Raw genomic sequence first — 14984 nt, 5'->3', positions numbered from 1 at the left:
GCTTCGTTTATGGAGCACGCATGACACCGATCACAACCACGGCGGAACTCGCCGCGGCCTGCCGGACGCTGGCCGAAGCGCCCTTCGTCACCGTCGACACCGAGTTCATCCGCGAAACCACCTTCTGGCCGGAGCTATGCCTGGTGCAGATGGCCTCCGACGACCTCGCCGTGCTGGTCGACCCGATGGCGGAGGGCATCGACCTCGCGCCCTTCTTCGCGCTGATGCGCGACGAGAAGGTGGTGAAGGTGTTTCACGCCGCGCGGCAGGACATCGAGATCATCTATAAGCTGAGCGGCAGCGTGCCCGCGCCGCTGTTCGACAGCCAGGTCGCGGCGATGGTCTGCGGCTTCGGCGAATCGGTTGCCTACGACCAGCTCGTAGCGCGCACCACCGACGGGCGGATCGACAAGACCTCGCGCTTCACCGACTGGCGGCGGCGGCCGCTGTCCGACCAGCAGCTTTCCTACGCGCTGGCCGACGTGACGTATCTGCGCGACGTCTACCGCGTCCTGAAGGGGCGCATCGAGGCGGAGGGCCGCGAGCGCTGGCTCGACGAGGAGATGGCGATCCTCGCGTCGCCGGACGTCTACGACGTCCACCCGGACGACGCCTGGAAGCGGCTGAAGATGCGGGCTCGCAAGCCGATCGAGCTCGCCGTTCTCAAGGAAGTGGCGGCGTGGCGCGAGCGCGAGGCGCGGAGCCGCAACGTGCCGCGCGGGCGCATCATCAAGGACGACGCGCTCTACGAGATCGCGCAGCAGCAGCCGCGCGACGAAGCGGCGATGGCCAGGCTGCGCGCCCTGCCGAAGGGCTTCGAGCGCTCCAGCGCCGGCGCGCAGCTACTGGCGGCGGTCGCAAGAGCCTTCGCGATCCCGAAGAGCGAGCTGCCGCCGATCCCGCGCCAGCCGAACTACCCGGAAGGCACGGCAGCGGCGGTGGAGTTCCTCAAGGTGCTCCTGAAGATCGTCGTGGACGAGGAAGGCGTCGCGGCGAAGCTGATCACCTCGACCGACGATCTGGAGAAGCTGGCCGCCGAGGGCGCGAAAGCCGACGTTCCGGCGATGCAAGGCTGGCGGCGCAAGCTCTTCGGCGACCGCGCGCTCGATCTCCTCGCCGGCCGCGCCGCTCTTTGCTTCCGAAACGGCAAGGTGGCGGTCGTCAGCCTGTAGCAGCGGTCAGGGGCCGGGCGGGGATACCCTCCAGCCCCCGTCCGGTCCGGCGCAGCCGTAGGGCGGCACCGCGCCGGCGAAGCTCGCCTGCAGCCGCGCGCAGCCCCAGTCGCGCATCCCCTGCGGTACCGTGTTGTTCAGCTCGATCCCGACCTCGTCGTAGGGCGAGGTCGTGTTGGTGACGTAGGCGTACCACTTCCAGCCGAGGAAGAGCGACACGCCGACCCCGATCCCGACGAAGAGCGACAGCCAGCGCAGCCAGGGCGCGGTCATCCGACGTCGAGCCGCAGCTTCCGGTCGACCACCCGCGCGAAGCTTTCAAGCCGCGCCAGCGGCTTCTCGCTGACGAGGCCGGCAAGATCCCGCGGCAGCACCAGCGTGAAGCCGCCGCGCGGGTCCTGCCGCCAGCGCAGCCGGTTCAGGATGCCGGGCGTCGAGGCGGTCAGGATGTAGGCGACGCGGAACAGGGCCGCGATGTGCTTCGCCTTCTCCATCAGCGCCGCGCCGGCCAGCGCGTGGACCTCCGGGATCACGGTCTGCTCGAAGTCGCCCTCGTGCCGATAGTAGTTCGCGAGTCCGAGATAGGCCCGGCCCGCATGATCTACCGCCGACAGCGACGCGTGGGTCAGCATGGAAAGGCTCTGCGCGCCGCGATAGTCGGGATGCGCCCGCCAGCCGACATCCGACAGGAGGCAGGCCGCGGCGCGCAAGCGCTCCTCCTCCGGCGTCTCGTCGATCCGCAGCGTCTCGAAGCTGCGGCGGCTGAATTCGACCAGCTCGCGCGCATGGGCGGGCGAACGGGACCTGAGGACGTTGAATTCCTCGGCGGCTTCGAGCAGCGGGTCCTTCTCGCGCTCCTCCTCGGCCAGGAGCGTGTGGAGGTAGCCCTCGCGCACGCCGAGCGAGGAGAGCACGACCGTCGCAGGCCGCAGGTGCTTGATCACCGCCTGCAGCGCGACCGCGCCGAAGGCGAGCAGCGCCCGGCGCGGTTTCGACACCGCGGCGATGCCCGGCAGCTTGTCGGGATCGCCCTTCGCGACCGCATCGAGGAAACCGGTCCACTCGCCGGCCGGCATCGAATAGCCGTGCATCACGTGCAGCGGATACTTCCGCTGCTCCATGTGCAGCTTCGCGAGGTTGCGCCACGTGCCCCCGACCGCGAAGAAGGCGCGTCCCTCCGCCCTGCCCGTCATGCCGCAGGAGGCGACCAGCGTATCGGCGATGCCGCGCGCCTTGCCGATGTCGTTGCCCGACAGGTCCTGCAGGCGGAGGCCCCCGAGCGGCAGCGTCAGGCCGCGCCCGATCTTGCCGGACGCGATGTCGACGAGTTCGAGGCTGCCGCCGCCGAGATCGCCGGCGACGCCGTTCGGCGCGTGGAAGCCGGCGACGACGCCCTGCGCCGCGTAGAACGCCTCGTCCTGGCCGGACAGGATGCGGATCGGCGTGCCGATCGCCTCCTCGGCGGCCGCGACGAATTCCGGCCCGTTCGTCGCCTCGCGCGCCGCCGCCGTCGCCAGCGGATGCACCTCGGTGACGCCCGACTGATCGATCAGCTTGCGGAAGCGCTTCAGCGCCGCGATCGCGCTCGCCACCGACTTCTCGTCGAGCCGATTCGTCTGCGCGATGCCCTTGCCGAGACCCGACAGGATCTTCTCGTTGAACAGCATGGTGAGCGCGCGCACGTTCCCCTCGTAGAGAACGAGGCGGACCGAGTTCGAGCCGATATCGACCACGGCCACCGGCTCGCGGCCCATGATGCGCCCCTGCGCCGGCGCATCAGTCATAGCGGGAATGTTCTGCACGCTGCCTTGCGATCAGTCTGGGCGCGTCGGACTTCAACGCCTTGCCGCGGCCCGAGAGGCTGGGGTTGGTCATGAAGTAGCGCTGCGTATTGAAGGGCTGTTCCTTCGCGGAGGGTACGATGCGCCGCGAGGTTCCGTCGGACAGGACCGACCAGCTCTGCTGGTTGTCGAGGATGTTGCCGAGCATGATCTGCGACAGGACCTGACTGTGCACGGTCGGATTGGTGATCGGCACCATCACTTCCACCCGGCGGTCGAGGTTGCGCGGCATCAGATCGGCGGAACTCATGTAGACGGTCGCTTGGTCCGAAGGCAAGCCGACGCCGTTGCCGAAGCAGTAGATGCGGCTGTGCTCCAGGAACCGTCCGACGATCGACTTGACGCGGATGTTCTCCGACAGCCCGGCGACGCGCGGGCGCAGGCAGCAGATGCCGCGCACGATGAGGTCGATCTCGACCCCGGCCCCGCTCGCCGCGTAGAGCGCGTCGATGATCTCGGCATCGACCAGCGAGTTCATCTTCATCCAGATCTGGCCGGGGCGGCCGGCCTTCACGTGCTCCACCTCGGCGGCGATCTCGTCGAGGATGCGCCGGCGCATGTTCAGCGGCGACACCGCGAGCTTCCGAAGTCCGGTCGGCTCGGCGTAGCCGGTGATGTAGTTGAAGATCAGCAGCACGTCGTGCGCGATCACCGGATCGGCCGTGAAGTAGCTGAGGTCGGTGTAGATCTTCGCGGTGATCGGGTGGTAGTTGCCCGTGCCGAGATGCACGTAGTTCTGGATGCGCCCTTCCTCGCGCCGGACGACGTGGCTGAGCTTGGCGTGCGTCTTCTTCTCGATGAAGCCGAACACGACCTGCACGCCGGCGCGCTCCATGTCGCGCGCCCAGCGGATATTGGCCTCCTCGTCGAAGCGCGCCTTGATCTCCACCAGCGCCGTCACCGACTTGCCGGCCTCGGCGGCGTCCACCAGCGCCCGCACGATCGGCGAATCGGCCGAGGTCCGGTAGAGCGTCTGGCGGATCGCGACGACGTTCGGATCGCCCGCCGCCTGCCGCAGGAACTGCGCCACCACGTCGAAGCTCTCGTAGGGGTGGTGGACGACGATGTCCTTCTCGCGGATCGCCGCGAAACAGTCGCCGCCGTGCTCGCGGATGCGCTCCGGGAAGCGCGGGTTGTAGGGAACGAACTTCAGGTCGTCGCGCGGGCATTTGACGATCTGCGAGACCGATTCCAGCGCCAGCATTCCGGCCATCACCGAAATGCGCGAGCGCGAGACGCCGGCCTCGGAAGCGACGAACTCGCGCAGATCCTCCGGCATCAGCGAATCGAACTCGATTCGGATCACCTTGCCGCGCCGCCGACGCTTCAGCGCCGTTTCGAACACGCGCACCAGATCTTCCGCCTCCTCCTCCACTTCGATGTCGGAGTCGCGGATGATGCGGAAGGTGCCGGAGCCGCGCACCTTGTAGCCGGGGAAGAGCCGGCCGATGAACAGCGCCACGACGCTCTCGATCGGCACGAAACGGAAGGTGTTCGGGTCGTCCGGGACCCGCGGCATCTCGACGAAGCGCGGCAGAGCCACCGGCAGGCGCAGGAGCGCGCTCATCTTCTGGCCGTCGCGCTCGCGGACGAGCGCCAGCGCTACCGAGAAGCCGAGATTCGGAATGAACGGGAACGGGTGCGACGGGTCGACCGAAAGCGGCGTCAGCACCGGGAAGATCGCCTCGGTGAAGTGCTGCTCCAGCCAGGCGCGGTCGTCCTTCTTCAATTCGCCCGCGGCGACGATGTGGATGTGCGCGCTCCGGAGTTCCTTGACGAGCGCGGCGAGCGAGGCCTGCTGCTCCTCCTGCAGCCGATCCACCTCCTCCAGCACTCGGTCGAGCTGGCCCTGCGGCGTCAGGCCGTCGTCGCTCTTCAGTTGCAGGCCGGCGCGGACCTGCGCCGCGAGACCCGCGACGCGCACCATGAAGAACTCATCGAGATTGCCGGCCGAGATCGAGAGGAAGCGCAGGCGTTCCAGCAGCGGATGCGCCTCGTTCTGCGACTCCTCCAGGACGCGCCGGTTGAACTGCAGCCAGGACAGTTCGCGGTTGATGAAGCGTTCCGCCGGCGGCGCGGCGTCGGCCGTCACCGGCTCCGCCAGCACGGGCGGGATCGCCTCGACGGAGTTCGCCTCCAGCCGCTCCTTGATGCTGGCGACGCTGACGGCCGGCAGCTTGGCGGACATCGGCAGCATCGCGACGGGGTTGTCGGCCTCGGCCTGGGTCTTCGCGGCGGCCGCTGCCTTCGGGGACGAGCGACGCTCCCGGGTCGGCGCCGCCCGCAGCCGGCGGCGCGCCTTCGGCTTCGCGGGCGCCGCGTCTCCTGCCGTCGCGAGCGAGGCGGCTTCGGTCTCCTTGAGTTCTGCGCTGTCCTGCGGCGTATCCACCGATTCGGCCTTTCCCTTTCCCGTCAGGCGTCGTTCCCGGCGCCATCATGCCGCGCGCGCTCCTCCTCGCCGAGGATGCGCCGGATCAGGCCGCGCGTCACCTTCTCCTTCGAGGCCAGCGCTTCGCGGTCAACCTCGCCGGCGATCCGGAGGGCTGCCCCGAGCGAGCGCTCCATCCGCTCGGCCATATAGTCCACGAGTCGGGCATCGACCGCCAGTTGGCGATCGGCGAAGTGCTTGTGGAGGACGCCGCGCAGCAAGGCGTCGTCCGGCTCGGCGATCTGAACCTGCGTCGCGGCACGGAGGCGCGAGCGAAGATCGGGCAGGCGGAGGGACAGCACCGCCGGCGCGCGCCGCGCCGTCGCCATCACGAAGCCGCCGCCAAGACGCGCGGCGTTCAACACCTCGAAAAGCTCGCGCTCGCGGTCGATCCAGTCCTCCAGCCCGTCGATGACGATCGCGAAGGGCTGGGGCGCTTCCGGGATGCGGCCATCGAAATCCGCGGCCCCGGCAAGCTCGCGCCACGCCGCCGCGAGATGCGATTTGCCGGCACCCTCCGGGCCGACCACGAGGAGCACCGGGTGCGGCCAGTTCGGCCAGGCGTCCAGCGCCGCGACCGCTGTCTGGTTCGCTTTCGTCACGATCAGGTCGTCGCGCGTCAGCGAGGGCCGATGCGGCAGCGCCAGCGGAAACTGTCGCGACGGGCCGGGCGTCATTCGCCCTGCGGCTGCCGCGTGGCGTCCGGCACGAACTCGGCCTCCAGCGCCGCGCGGGCGGGACCGCTCTCGACCGTCGCCATATGCGGGTCGATCGTCTGCGACACGCGCCCGAAATACATCTCGCTCTGCATGTACTGCTGGATGGCGAAACGCATCAGCACCCCCACTGCCGCCGCGGCCGGAACGGCGATCAGGAGGCCGACGAAGCCGAACAGCGCGCCGAAGGCGAAGAGCGCGAACATCAGCCAGACGGGATGCAGACCGACCGACGCACCGACGAGCTTCGGCTGCAGGATGTTGCCCTCGATGAACTGGCCCGAGAAGAACACCGCCAGCGTCGCGGCGATCCAGATCCAGTCCGGCCAGAACTGCACCAGCGCGACGCCGAGCGCGAGGATCAGACCGGTCAGCGAGCCGACATAGGGGATGAAGGAGATGATGCCGGCGAAAAGGCCGATCAGCAGGCCGAAGTTCAGGCCGATCAGGCTGAGGCCGAGCGCGTAGTAGCTGCCGAGGATGAGGCAGAGACTCCCCTGCCCGCGCACGAACCCCGCGACGGAACGATCGATCTCGTGCGCAAGGCGCCGCACCGTATGGACGTGCTGGCGCGGGACCCAGCTATCCACCTTGGCGATCATCCTGTCCCAGTCGAGCAAGAGGTAGAAGGCGACCACCGGCGTCACCACGAACAGCGACAGGAAGTTGACCAGCGCCAGGCTCGACGACCAGAGCGAGCCGAGCACCGAGCTGGCGATAGAGCTCGCCTGGCCGAACATGCCGGCGAAATCCTGCTGCAACTGGCTGGGATCGGTCTTGAACAGCCATGCGAGCCGCCCCTGCCGCAACTCGGCCGCCAGCCCCTGCAGCTTCTGCAGGTATTTCGGAAGATTTTCCGCGAAACTGTTGATCTGGTTGACGATCACCGGCACGACGACGAGCAGCGCCGCCGCGACGATCAGCACGAACAGGACAAGGATGAGCAGCGTCGAGACGAGCCGCGAGAGACCCATGCGCTCGAAGGCGTCGGCGACGGGGTCGAGGAAATAGGCGATGCACATCGCCAGGACGAAAGGCAGGAGCACCGACGAGAAAACGAAGAGCAGCACCACCAGCAGCAGGGCCGCAATGCTCCAGAAGAATACCTGCCGCCGGAGCAGACGGCTGCGGTCGGCGGCTGCGATCAAGCGTTCTCTCCCGGCGCCAGCGTCGGCTCGCGGCAATCGGCACCGCTTCGGCTGGAGATAGGGGGGCGGGCGGAGCGAGGTCAAGGGTCGGAACGGCGACGTGAGGGCCTTGCTCCATGCCGCGCCGCGTGCCAGTCGAACAAAATCGTTCGAGGCGGAAGACATGAGCAGCAGCGACCGGGCCAACGGCCTGACCTATGCCGAGGCGGGCGTCGACATCGATGCCGGCAACGAACTCGTCCGGCGCATCAAGCCGCATGTCCGCGCGACGCGCCGGCCGGGCGCGGACGGCGAGATCGGCGGCTTCGGCGGCCTGTTCGACCTGAAGGCCGCCGGCTTCCGCGATCCGGTCCTCGTCGCGGCGAACGACGGCGTCGGCACGAAGCTGAAGATCGCGATCGACACCGGGCTCCACGAGACGATCGGCATCGACCTCGTCGCGATGTGCGTCAACGACCTCGTGGTGCAGGGCGCGGAGCCGCTGTTCTTCCTCGACTACTTCGCGACCGGCAAGCTCGACCCGAGCCAGGGCGAGGCGATCGTCAAGGGCATCGCCGATGGCTGCCGCATGGCGGGCTGCGCGCTGATCGGCGGCGAGACGGCCGAAATGCCGGGGCTCTACGCCGAAAAGGACTACGACCTCGCCGGCTTCGCGGTGGGGGCCGCGGAGCGCGGCCGGCTGCTGCCGCGCCCGGACATTGCGGCCGGCGACGTGCTGCTCGGCCTCGCCTCGTCGGGCGTCCATTCCAACGGCTACTCGCTCGTCCGCCGCATCGTGGACCTGAGCGGCGCGGTCTACGACGCCCCTGCCCCCTTCGACGCTGGCCGGACGCTGGCCGAGGCGCTGATCGAGCCGACGCGCATCTACGTGAAGCCGCTGCTGGCCTCGATCCGCGAGACCGGCGGCATCAAGGCCCTCGCCCACATCACCGGCGGCGGCTTCGTCGAGAACATCCCGCGCGTCTTGCCGGACGATCTCGCTGCCGCGATCGACCTTCGCGGCGTCGCCGTGCCGCCGGTGTTCGGCTGGCTGGCGAAGGCGGGCGGCGTCGCGTCCGCCGAGATGCTGCGCACCTTCAACTGCGGCATCGGAATGGTGATCGTCGCCGCCGAGGCGGATGCCGAAGCGGTCGCGGCTTTGCTGGAGCGCGAAGGCGAGACGGTGATGCGGCTCGGGCGGCTCATGCCGCGTAATGGGGCTGCGGTCGTGTTCGACGGCGAGCTGGCGCTTTGACCGAAGCGCGAAAGCGGATCGTCGTCCTGATCTCCGGGCGCGGCTCCAACATGGCGGCACTGGTGGATGCGGCGAAGGCGCCGGACTATCCGGGCGAGGTCGTCGCGGTCCTGTCCGACAAGCCGGACGCGGCGGGCCTCGTCTTCGCGGCTGAGGCCGGCATCGAGACCGCCGCCTTTCCGCGCAAGGCCTACGGCTCAAAGGCCGAGCACGAGGCGGCCTTCGTCGCCGCGATCGATCACGCGCAGCCCGATCTCGTCTGTCTCGCCGGCTTCATGCGGGTGCTGTCGGCGGACTTCGTCACCCGCTACGCCGGACGGCTGATCAACATCCACCCGTCCCTCCTGCCGAAGTTTCCCGGCCTCGACACACATGCCAGAGCGATCGAAGCGGGCGAAACGCGGCACGGCTGCACCGTGCATTTCGTCACCAAGGAAGTCGACGCCGGCCCGGTCGTCGCGCAGGCGCCGGTGCCGGTCGAGCCGGACGACACACCCGAAACGCTCGCATCGCGTGTCCTTATGGAAGAGCACAAGCTCTACCCGAAGGCGGTAGCGACGGTGCTGCGAAACCTTTCGAGAAACGTGATACGTTGAAAACGCGCGTATCTTGACTTGATGATGTGGGAACGGTGAATGCCCGAACGCATTCGAAAGAGCCCTTCGGCGCATGAGCACGACGGTCGATCTACAATTCGTATCCCGGCAGGTGCAGACGCTGCTCGATGAAACGCGTCAGGTCAGGAAGGAGCTTTCGGAAATTCGGTCCCTCGCCACCCAGACGTTCGAGTTCGCGCGGCGAGTCGAACGTCGTCAGGCAGAATTGCGCGACGATCTCGAACTGACGATCAAGATGGAACTGGGCGGTTCGCTCGCCAATCTCCAGACCACGCTGGATAACTCGCTGCACCGGATCGAGGAGAAGATCGACACGGTTTCCGGTCGTGTCGACCTTCTGGAAAGTTAGACGGGTCGCAGGCGACCGCTTCTACGCCGCCTGGACGTAGCGCATCTTCTCTTCCGCGGTCAGGGCCGGATAGTCGGTGTAGCCCTTCTCGTCGCCGCCGTAGAACGTGTCCTTGTCCCAGTCGTTCAGCGGCGCGCCGAGCGACAGGCGCGTGACGAGGTCCGGGTTCGAGATGAACGGTTTGCCGAAGCAGATGAGGTCGACCTCGCCAGTCTCGAGCTGCTTCGTCGCGAGGTCGAGGTCGTAGTCGTTGTTGCCCATGTAGGCCCCGTCGAACCGCTGCCGCAGCGCCTCGTAGTCGAAGCCGTCCTGCTTGCGGTCGCCGCCGGTCTGGCCTTCGATCACGTGCAGATAGATCGGCCGCCGTTTGGCGATCTCTTCGACATAGGCGTTGAACAGGCCCTGCTTGTCGGTCTCGGTGTTGTTGCCGCCCATGATCGTCACCGGCGAGATGCGGATGCCGACATGGTCGTTGTCCCAAGCCTCGATCACCGCGTCGAGCACCTCCAGCGGGAAGCGCATGCGGTTCTCGACAGAGCCGCCGTAGCGATCCTCCCGCTTGTTGGTGCCGTCGCGCAGGAACTGGTCGAGCAGGTAGCCGTTCGCCGAGTGGACCTCGACGCCGTCGAAGCCGGCGGCCCGGGCGTTGCGCGTCGCCTTCACGTAGTCCTGCACCAGCCCCGGCAGTTCGCTTTCCTCGAGAGCGCGCGGCGTCTCGTGCGGCTTGAAGCCCGCTTCCGTGAAGGCCTGACCCTCCGGCTTCACCGCCGAGGCGGAGACCGGCGCCGCGCCGCCCAGCTGCAGGTCGGGATGCGAGATGCGGCCGACATGCCAGAGCTGCAGGAAGATGCGGCCGCCTTCGGCACGGACGGCATCCGTCACCTTCTTCCAGGCCGAGACCTGTTCGTCGCTGAAGATGCCGGGCGTCCAGGCGTAGCCGCGCCCCTGCGGCGAGATGTTGGTGGCTTCCGAGATGATGAGGCCGGCGCCGGCGCGCTGGCGGTAGTATTCGACGTGCATCGCCTTCGGAACGCCCTCGGACGTGGCGCGGCTGCGCGTCAGCGGCGCCATCACGGCGCGGTTGGCGAGGCGGGTCGGACCGAGATCGAACGGTTCGAACAGCTTGGACTTCGGCATGACGTTCCCCTGCATAGCGGCGCGCCGCAAGGCTTGGCGGCAGCGGAGCGCTTACATAGGAAGGCGTCGCCGCATTGCAGCATCGAAAACCGAAACGCAGCGACACGGGAACAGCGAACGTTGAACTACCGCCACGCCTTCCATGCCGGCAACTTCGCGGACGTCGTGAAGCACGCCCTGCTCGTCGCGCTGGTCGAGTACCTGAAACGCAAGGACAAACCGTTCCGCGTTCTGGATACGCATGCCGGCGTCGGGCGCTACGAACTCGGCGGCGACGAGGCGCGACGGACGGGCGAGCATCTGGAAGGGATCGCGGCCCTTCGGCATTCGCACGCGGCACGGGCCCCGGAGCTTGCGGTCTACCTGCAGGCCGTCGACGCGGAAGGAACCGACCTCTATCCCGGCTCGCCGCTCCTCGTGCGCCGGCTTCTGCGGGCGCAGGACCGGCTCTCGGTCTATGAGCTCCATCCCGCGGACGCCGCTTCGCTGGCGGCGCTGTTCGCCGGGGACATCCAGGTGAAGACCTTCGCGCTCGACGGCTGGCTGGCGCTCGGCGCGCATCTGCCGCCGAAGGAGAAGCGCGGCCTCGTCCTGATCGACCCGCCGTTCGAGGAACGCGGCGAGGTGGACAGCATCGCGCGCGGTCTCGCCGCCGCCCACCGGCGCTGGACGGGCGGGATCTACGCGGTCTGGTATCCGATCAAGCGTGAGGCCGACCGCGACCGCCTGCACGCAGCCCTCGCCGCGACCGGTATCCCGGACATCCAGGCTGCCGAGTTCATGCGGGAGCCGTTCGCCGTCGAGCCGAAACTCGTCGGGACCGGGCTCGCCGTGGTCAACGCACCCTATACGTTCGCCGACGAGGCAAGTCGGATTATGGCAATTCTGGAACAGGTGCTGGCAAAAGGCGATCGGGCCACCTCGCGCATCGTTGCCGTGTCGCCCGAGCGACCCTAACAATCGCCTCGAAGGGGATGCGTCCGCGCCGACGGCGTTCCCGTAGTCGGAGCCGCCGCGCGATGCGCATCGTTCAGAGTCTCGTTCTCGCCGTTTCGGTGGTTTCCGCCCCCTTCGCCGCCGATGCCGCGGACTACATCGAGTCCGAGCCGCCGCCGGAGGCGATCGTCAAGCAGTTCACGCCGCACTGCGAAGACCCGCGCGTCCTCGGCAAGGTCGAGGACCAGTTCGAATACGGCGCGGTCAACATGCTGCAGTCAGATCTGACTGTCGCCGAGTTCTCGGATCTCCGAGAGAAGGCCTGGTTCCCGCGGACGGACGACTCCTCCGTCGAGCGGCGCTTCTGTCAGGGCAGCGTGCTCCTGTCCGACAACCAGAAGCACACGCTCTACTACACGGTGTCCTATCCTCTCGGTTACGCGAGCGTCGGCTGGAAGGCGGAAAGCTGCGTCCTCGGGCTCGACCGCTGGCTCATCTACGGCGCGAACTGCTCGTCGCTCCGCCGGTTCTGAGCCGATGCGCCTCCTCTACTCCGGCACGTCGCCCTATTCGGCAAAGGTCCGCATGGCCGCGCGCCTGTGCGGCATCGCGCTCGACGAGACCGTGGTCGACACGACCGTCGAGCCGGACGAGCTGACCTCGGTCAACCCGCTCGGCAAGATCCCGGCGCTCGTCCTCGACGACGGGCAAGCGCTCTACGACAGCCCGGTGATCTGCGAATACCTCGACCGCCAGAGCGGCAACCGCATCGTGCCGCAGACCAACGCCGAATGGCTGGCTGCCAAGCGCCTCGAAGCGCTGGCCGACGGCGTCGTCGATGCGGCGATCCTCATCGTCTACGAGAACCGTTTTCGGCCGGAGGAAATCCGGCACCAGCCCTCGATGGACAAGCAATGGCGACGCGCCGAACGGGGTCTCGCCGCGATCGAGCGGGAGATCGGCGAAGTGCCGGCCGAGCCGACCGTCGGCCATCTCGCCGTCGCCGCGATGGCCGGCTGGCTGGACATCCGCTTCGCCGACCGGTGGGATGCGAACCATGCCGCGCTGCGCGACTGGGCTCAGGGTTTCTACGCCGCTTTTCCCGCTCTCGCGGACGTGAAGCCAAAAGTTTAAGAAATAGATAAGCTCACAAGCTTCGCGCCAACTCCTGCGCCGATGATCCCCGGGCTGCCGAACATGCCAGCCAGGACCAATCGGATGAACACCTCGTCTGCGACGCCGCGCGTCGCCACTTCCCGCCGTACCCCGCGTTTGCGCGAAGCCTCGATGCCCGTCGTATCCATCGGATCGGCAAAGAGCGCCGGGTCGTCGACGCTGACGCTGACGCTGGCCAGCGCCGCCGCCGCCGCCGGGGTTCCGGTCCTGGTGATCGACGCGGCGAACGACGGCGACCTCGTCACCTGGGCGGGCAAGCAGGGCCGGCCGGATTGCGTCGAGGTGGTGCGTGCCGACAAGCCGGTGAAGCTCGACGCGCTGGTGCGTGAAGGCCTCGACCGCCGCACGCTCGTGCTGATCGACGCAGGCACCCGGCCGGAAACGCTGCGCGCCGCCGCCCGGCTGGCGGAAACGGTGCTGATTCCGGTGCGCTTCTCGCCGCTTTCCGCCTACGCCGCAACGACCACCGACCTTTTCCTGTCGGCCGAGACCAAGAATTCCGGCAAGCGCCAGGCCTTCGTCGCGACCGCGATCGCCCAAATCCCGAGCCGCATCGCGCGCGCCGTCGAGGCGCAGCTCGACATGCGGCCGACTGAGCGTCTGCCCGTCGGGCTCGCGCAGCGCGCCGCCTACGAAGCGCCGTTCATGTACGGCGGCACGATCTTCACGCTTGGCGAGCGGCAGGCGCCGGGTCTCCGGCGCGCGCAGGAGGAAGCGGTGGCGGTGGCATCCGAGCTGAACGTGCTGCAGCGCCCGGGCGCCAAGCTCGCCGCCCGGATCGCGGAGACCGTGATGGCCGATCGGCAGCAGCGCGCCGCCTGATCCTTACAGCCTGTGCCAACGGTCCATGGCGGCGGAGTCGGATGCTTTCGCATCGACCCAGCCGCCGACCGTGCCATCGGTCAGGTGCTCGCGTTTCCAGAACGGCGCACTGGTCTTCAGGTAGTCCATGAGGAAGGACGCCGCGTCGAAGGCAGCGCCGCGATGCGCGGCCGCGCAACCGACGAAGACGATCTCCTCGCCGGGCCGCATCGTGCCGAATCGATGCACGACGGACGTGCCGATGAGGTCGAATCGCCCGATCGCGTCCCGCGCGATACGGTCCATCTCGCGCTCCGCCATGCCGGGATAATGCTCGAGTTCCAGCGCCGCGAGGCGGCCGTCCTCGTCGCGGCAGTAGCCGACGAAGCTGACGAGCGCGCCGACCCGTCCCTCGCCCTCCAGAAGAATGGTCTCCGCGCCGACATCGATGCGATCGGCCACGACGCGGATACGGGGCGCAGCGGGCACCGCCATTCTCAGCCGCCCGTCATCGGCGGGAAGATCGCGATCTCGGTCGCGCCGGCGATCGGCGACGAGTGGTCGACGTGCTCCTGGTCGATGGCGACCCGGATGGTTTCCGGGGCGAGCAGCGCCGCCTCGTAGCCGACGCCTCGCGCCTTCAGCCAGTGGAGCAGGTCGGAAACGCTGACGATGCCGGCGGGAAGCTGCACGACTTCCTCGGCCAGCCCGATGCGCTCGCGCACCCAGGCGAAATAGACAAGCTTCATCGAGGCTTCTCCCGCGCCGAACTGCGATTTCCGTAAACGTCTCAGTCGGCGATATGGCGCAGGCCGGCGCGGAAATAATCGTAGCCCGTATAGAGCGTGACGATCGCCGAGAGCCAGAGCAGCAGCGTCCCGAACTCGGTCATGTAGGGCACCAGCTTGTCGCCGGCCGGGCCGGCGAGCAGGAAGGCGACCGCCACCATCTGCATCGTCGTCTTGTACTTCGCGAGCTTCGTCACCGGCACGCTGACCTTCAGCTCGGCGAGATATTCGCGCAGGCCAGAAACCAGGATCTCGCGGCAGAGGATGACGATCGCCGCCCAGAGCGCCCACCCCCTGATCGTCTCGCCGGCCGCGAGCAGGAGGAGACAGGCGGCGACCAGCAGCTTGTCGGCGATGGGGTCGAGCATCCGCCCGATGGTCGAGGTCTGCTGCCAGGCGCGCGCCAGATAGCCGTCGAAGAAATCCGTCACGCTCGCCAGCACGAAGATCGCCAGCGCCCACCAGCGCGCGTCGTCGTTGGCATCGAAACGGCCGCCCCAGAAGAAGCACACCACCACCAGCGGCACGGCGAGGATGCGGGCATAGGTGAGAAGGTTCGGCAGATTGAACTTGCGGGATGCCATCAGACGCTCGAAACCGGACTCTCGCCGCCGCCTTCTTGCAACTCCGTCGTGGCGAAA

At 68.1% G+C, this 14984-nt stretch carries 17 protein-coding genes; 8 read left to right on the top strand and 9 right to left on the bottom strand.

What is annotated here, in order from left to right; translation table 11 throughout:
• Positions 1–20 precede the first annotated feature (20 nt).
• Positions 21–1172 (top strand): ribonuclease D, encoded by a 1152-nt coding sequence (gene rnd, locus F6X38_RS06720; protein WP_150968849.1) that lies wholly within the window; start codon positions 21–23, stop codon positions 1170–1172.
• A 6-nt stretch (positions 1173–1178) separates the two neighbouring features.
• On the opposite strand, the gene F6X38_RS06715 is transcribed toward rnd, so the two are convergent.
• The 5 genes from F6X38_RS06715 to F6X38_RS06695 all read right to left on the bottom strand — a co-directional run bounded on the left by F6X38_RS06715 (position 1179) and on the right by F6X38_RS06695 (position 7302).
• Entirely contained in the window at positions 1179–1445 is a 267-nt protein-coding gene (locus F6X38_RS06715; protein ID WP_150968848.1) for a hypothetical protein, read from the bottom strand.
• Positions 1442–2956, bottom strand: a complete 1515-nt coding sequence (locus F6X38_RS06710; protein ID WP_150968847.1) for a Ppx/GppA family phosphatase — start codon at positions 2954–2956, stop codon at positions 1442–1444. The genes F6X38_RS06715 and F6X38_RS06710 overlap by 4 nt, the downstream gene beginning before the upstream one ends.
• Entirely contained in the window at positions 2949–5201 is a 2253-nt protein-coding gene (locus tag F6X38_RS06705; protein ID WP_150969123.1) for an RNA degradosome polyphosphate kinase, read from the bottom strand. The genes F6X38_RS06710 and F6X38_RS06705 overlap by 8 nt, the downstream gene beginning before the upstream one ends.
• 224 nt (positions 5202–5425) lie before the next feature.
• Positions 5426–6118, bottom strand: coding sequence for a P-loop NTPase family protein (locus tag F6X38_RS06700; RefSeq protein WP_150968846.1), 693 nt, complete (start codon positions 6116–6118; stop codon positions 5426–5428).
• On the bottom strand, positions 6115–7302 hold the full coding sequence (locus F6X38_RS06695) for an AI-2E family transporter (protein ID WP_343033204.1): 1188 nt from the start codon (positions 7300–7302) through the stop codon (positions 6115–6117). The genes F6X38_RS06700 and F6X38_RS06695 overlap by 4 nt, the downstream gene beginning before the upstream one ends.
• Before the next feature lie 166 nt (positions 7303–7468).
• Here F6X38_RS06695 and purM point away from each other — a divergent pair, with 166 nt between their 5' ends.
• From purM to F6X38_RS06680, 3 genes are all read left to right on the top strand, one after another.
• Entirely contained in the window at positions 7469–8539 is a 1071-nt protein-coding gene (purM, locus tag F6X38_RS06690) for a phosphoribosylformylglycinamidine cyclo-ligase (protein ID WP_150968844.1), read from the top strand.
• Positions 8536–9135: a phosphoribosylglycinamide formyltransferase gene (gene purN, locus F6X38_RS06685; protein ID WP_150968843.1), complete on the top strand. Its 600-nt coding sequence runs from the start codon at positions 8536–8538 to the stop codon at positions 9133–9135. Before purM ends, purN begins: the two co-directional genes overlap by 4 nt.
• Positions 9136–9208: 73 nt before the next feature.
• Complete coding sequence (locus F6X38_RS06680) at positions 9209–9505, top strand: hypothetical protein (RefSeq protein WP_150968842.1); 297 nt, start codon at positions 9209–9211, stop codon at positions 9503–9505.
• A gap of 21 nt (positions 9506–9526) precedes the next feature.
• On the opposite strand, the gene F6X38_RS06675 is transcribed toward F6X38_RS06680, so the two are convergent.
• A complete protein-coding gene (locus F6X38_RS06675) occupies positions 9527–10642 on the bottom strand; it encodes an alkene reductase (RefSeq protein ID WP_150968841.1) in 1116 nt (371 codons plus the stop codon).
• 120 nt (positions 10643–10762) lie between these two features.
• Here F6X38_RS06675 and F6X38_RS06670 point away from each other — a divergent pair, with 120 nt between their 5' ends.
• The 4 genes from F6X38_RS06670 to F6X38_RS06655 all read left to right on the top strand — a co-directional run bounded on the left by F6X38_RS06670 (position 10763) and on the right by F6X38_RS06655 (position 13576).
• Positions 10763–11599 carry a 23S rRNA (adenine(2030)-N(6))-methyltransferase RlmJ gene (locus F6X38_RS06670; protein WP_150968840.1) on the top strand — a complete coding sequence of 279 codons (837 nt, stop codon included), beginning with the start codon at positions 10763–10765 and terminating at the stop codon, positions 11597–11599.
• A gap of 62 nt (positions 11600–11661) precedes the next feature.
• A complete protein-coding gene (locus F6X38_RS06665) occupies positions 11662–12111 on the top strand; it encodes a hypothetical protein (RefSeq protein WP_150968839.1) in 450 nt (149 codons plus the stop codon).
• Between the two features lie 4 nt (positions 12112–12115).
• Positions 12116–12712 carry a glutathione S-transferase family protein gene (locus F6X38_RS06660; protein WP_150968838.1) on the top strand — a complete coding sequence of 199 codons (597 nt, stop codon included), beginning with the start codon at positions 12116–12118 and terminating at the stop codon, positions 12710–12712.
• A 153-nt stretch (positions 12713–12865) separates the two neighbouring features.
• Positions 12866–13576: a chromosome partitioning protein ParA gene (locus F6X38_RS06655; RefSeq protein ID WP_150968837.1), complete on the top strand. Its 711-nt coding sequence runs from the start codon at positions 12866–12868 to the stop codon at positions 13574–13576.
• Between the two features lie 3 nt (positions 13577–13579).
• Here F6X38_RS06655 and F6X38_RS06650 read toward each other — a convergent pair whose 3' ends face one another.
• The 3 genes from F6X38_RS06650 to pgsA are packed head-to-tail and all read right to left on the bottom strand — an operon-like array spanning position 13580 to position 14927.
• Positions 13580–14050: a molybdenum cofactor biosynthesis protein MoaE gene (locus F6X38_RS06650; RefSeq protein ID WP_150968836.1), complete on the bottom strand. Its 471-nt coding sequence runs from the start codon at positions 14048–14050 to the stop codon at positions 13580–13582.
• A gap of 2 nt (positions 14051–14052) precedes the next feature.
• Positions 14053–14304, bottom strand: a complete 252-nt coding sequence (moaD, locus tag F6X38_RS06645) for a molybdopterin converting factor subunit 1 (RefSeq protein WP_150968835.1) — start codon at positions 14302–14304, stop codon at positions 14053–14055.
• A 41-nt stretch (positions 14305–14345) separates the two neighbouring features.
• Positions 14346–14927: a CDP-diacylglycerol--glycerol-3-phosphate 3-phosphatidyltransferase gene (pgsA, locus tag F6X38_RS06640; protein ID WP_150968834.1), complete on the bottom strand. Its 582-nt coding sequence runs from the start codon at positions 14925–14927 to the stop codon at positions 14346–14348.
• Between the last annotated feature and the right edge of the window lie 57 nt (positions 14928–14984).

The sequence above is a fragment of the Plantimonas leprariae genome (assembly GCF_008802405.1).
GTDB lineage: Bacteria > Pseudomonadota > Alphaproteobacteria > Rhizobiales > Rhizobiaceae > Plantimonas > Plantimonas leprariae.
This window is presented reverse-complemented; position numbering and strand designations above follow the sequence as displayed.

Coding starts and splice junctions, on each gene's coding strand:
- rnd (WP_150968849.1), top strand. CDS start 21: ATGACACCGATCACAACCACGGCGGAACTCGCCGCGGCCTGCCGGACG.
- moaD (WP_150968835.1), bottom strand. CDS start 14,304: ATGAAGCTTGTCTATTTCGCCTGGGTGCGCGAGCGCATCGGGCTGGCC.
- F6X38_RS06680 (WP_150968842.1), top strand. CDS start 9,209: ATGAGCACGACGGTCGATCTACAATTCGTATCCCGGCAGGTGCAGACG.
- F6X38_RS06655 (WP_150968837.1), top strand. CDS start 12,866: ATGCCCGTCGTATCCATCGGATCGGCAAAGAGCGCCGGGTCGTCGACG.
- pgsA (WP_150968834.1), bottom strand. CDS start 14,927: ATGGCATCCCGCAAGTTCAATCTGCCGAACCTTCTCACCTATGCCCGC.
- F6X38_RS06700 (WP_150968846.1), bottom strand. CDS start 6,118: ATGACGCCCGGCCCGTCGCGACAGTTTCCGCTGGCGCTGCCGCATCGG.
- F6X38_RS06715 (WP_150968848.1), bottom strand. CDS start 1,445: ATGACCGCGCCCTGGCTGCGCTGGCTGTCGCTCTTCGTCGGGATCGGG.
- F6X38_RS06705 (WP_150969123.1), bottom strand. CDS start 5,201: ATGTCCGCCAAGCTGCCGGCCGTCAGCGTCGCCAGCATCAAGGAGCGG.
- F6X38_RS06675 (WP_150968841.1), bottom strand. CDS start 10,642: ATGCCGAAGTCCAAGCTGTTCGAACCGTTCGATCTCGGTCCGACCCGC.
- purM (WP_150968844.1), top strand. CDS start 7,469: ATGAGCAGCAGCGACCGGGCCAACGGCCTGACCTATGCCGAGGCGGGC.
- F6X38_RS06650 (WP_150968836.1), bottom strand. CDS start 14,050: ATGGCGGTGCCCGCTGCGCCCCGTATCCGCGTCGTGGCCGATCGCATC.
- F6X38_RS06710 (WP_150968847.1), bottom strand. CDS start 2,956: ATGACTGATGCGCCGGCGCAGGGGCGCATCATGGGCCGCGAGCCGGTG.
- F6X38_RS06660 (WP_150968838.1), top strand. CDS start 12,116: ATGCGCCTCCTCTACTCCGGCACGTCGCCCTATTCGGCAAAGGTCCGC.
- F6X38_RS06665 (WP_150968839.1), top strand. CDS start 11,662: ATGCGCATCGTTCAGAGTCTCGTTCTCGCCGTTTCGGTGGTTTCCGCC.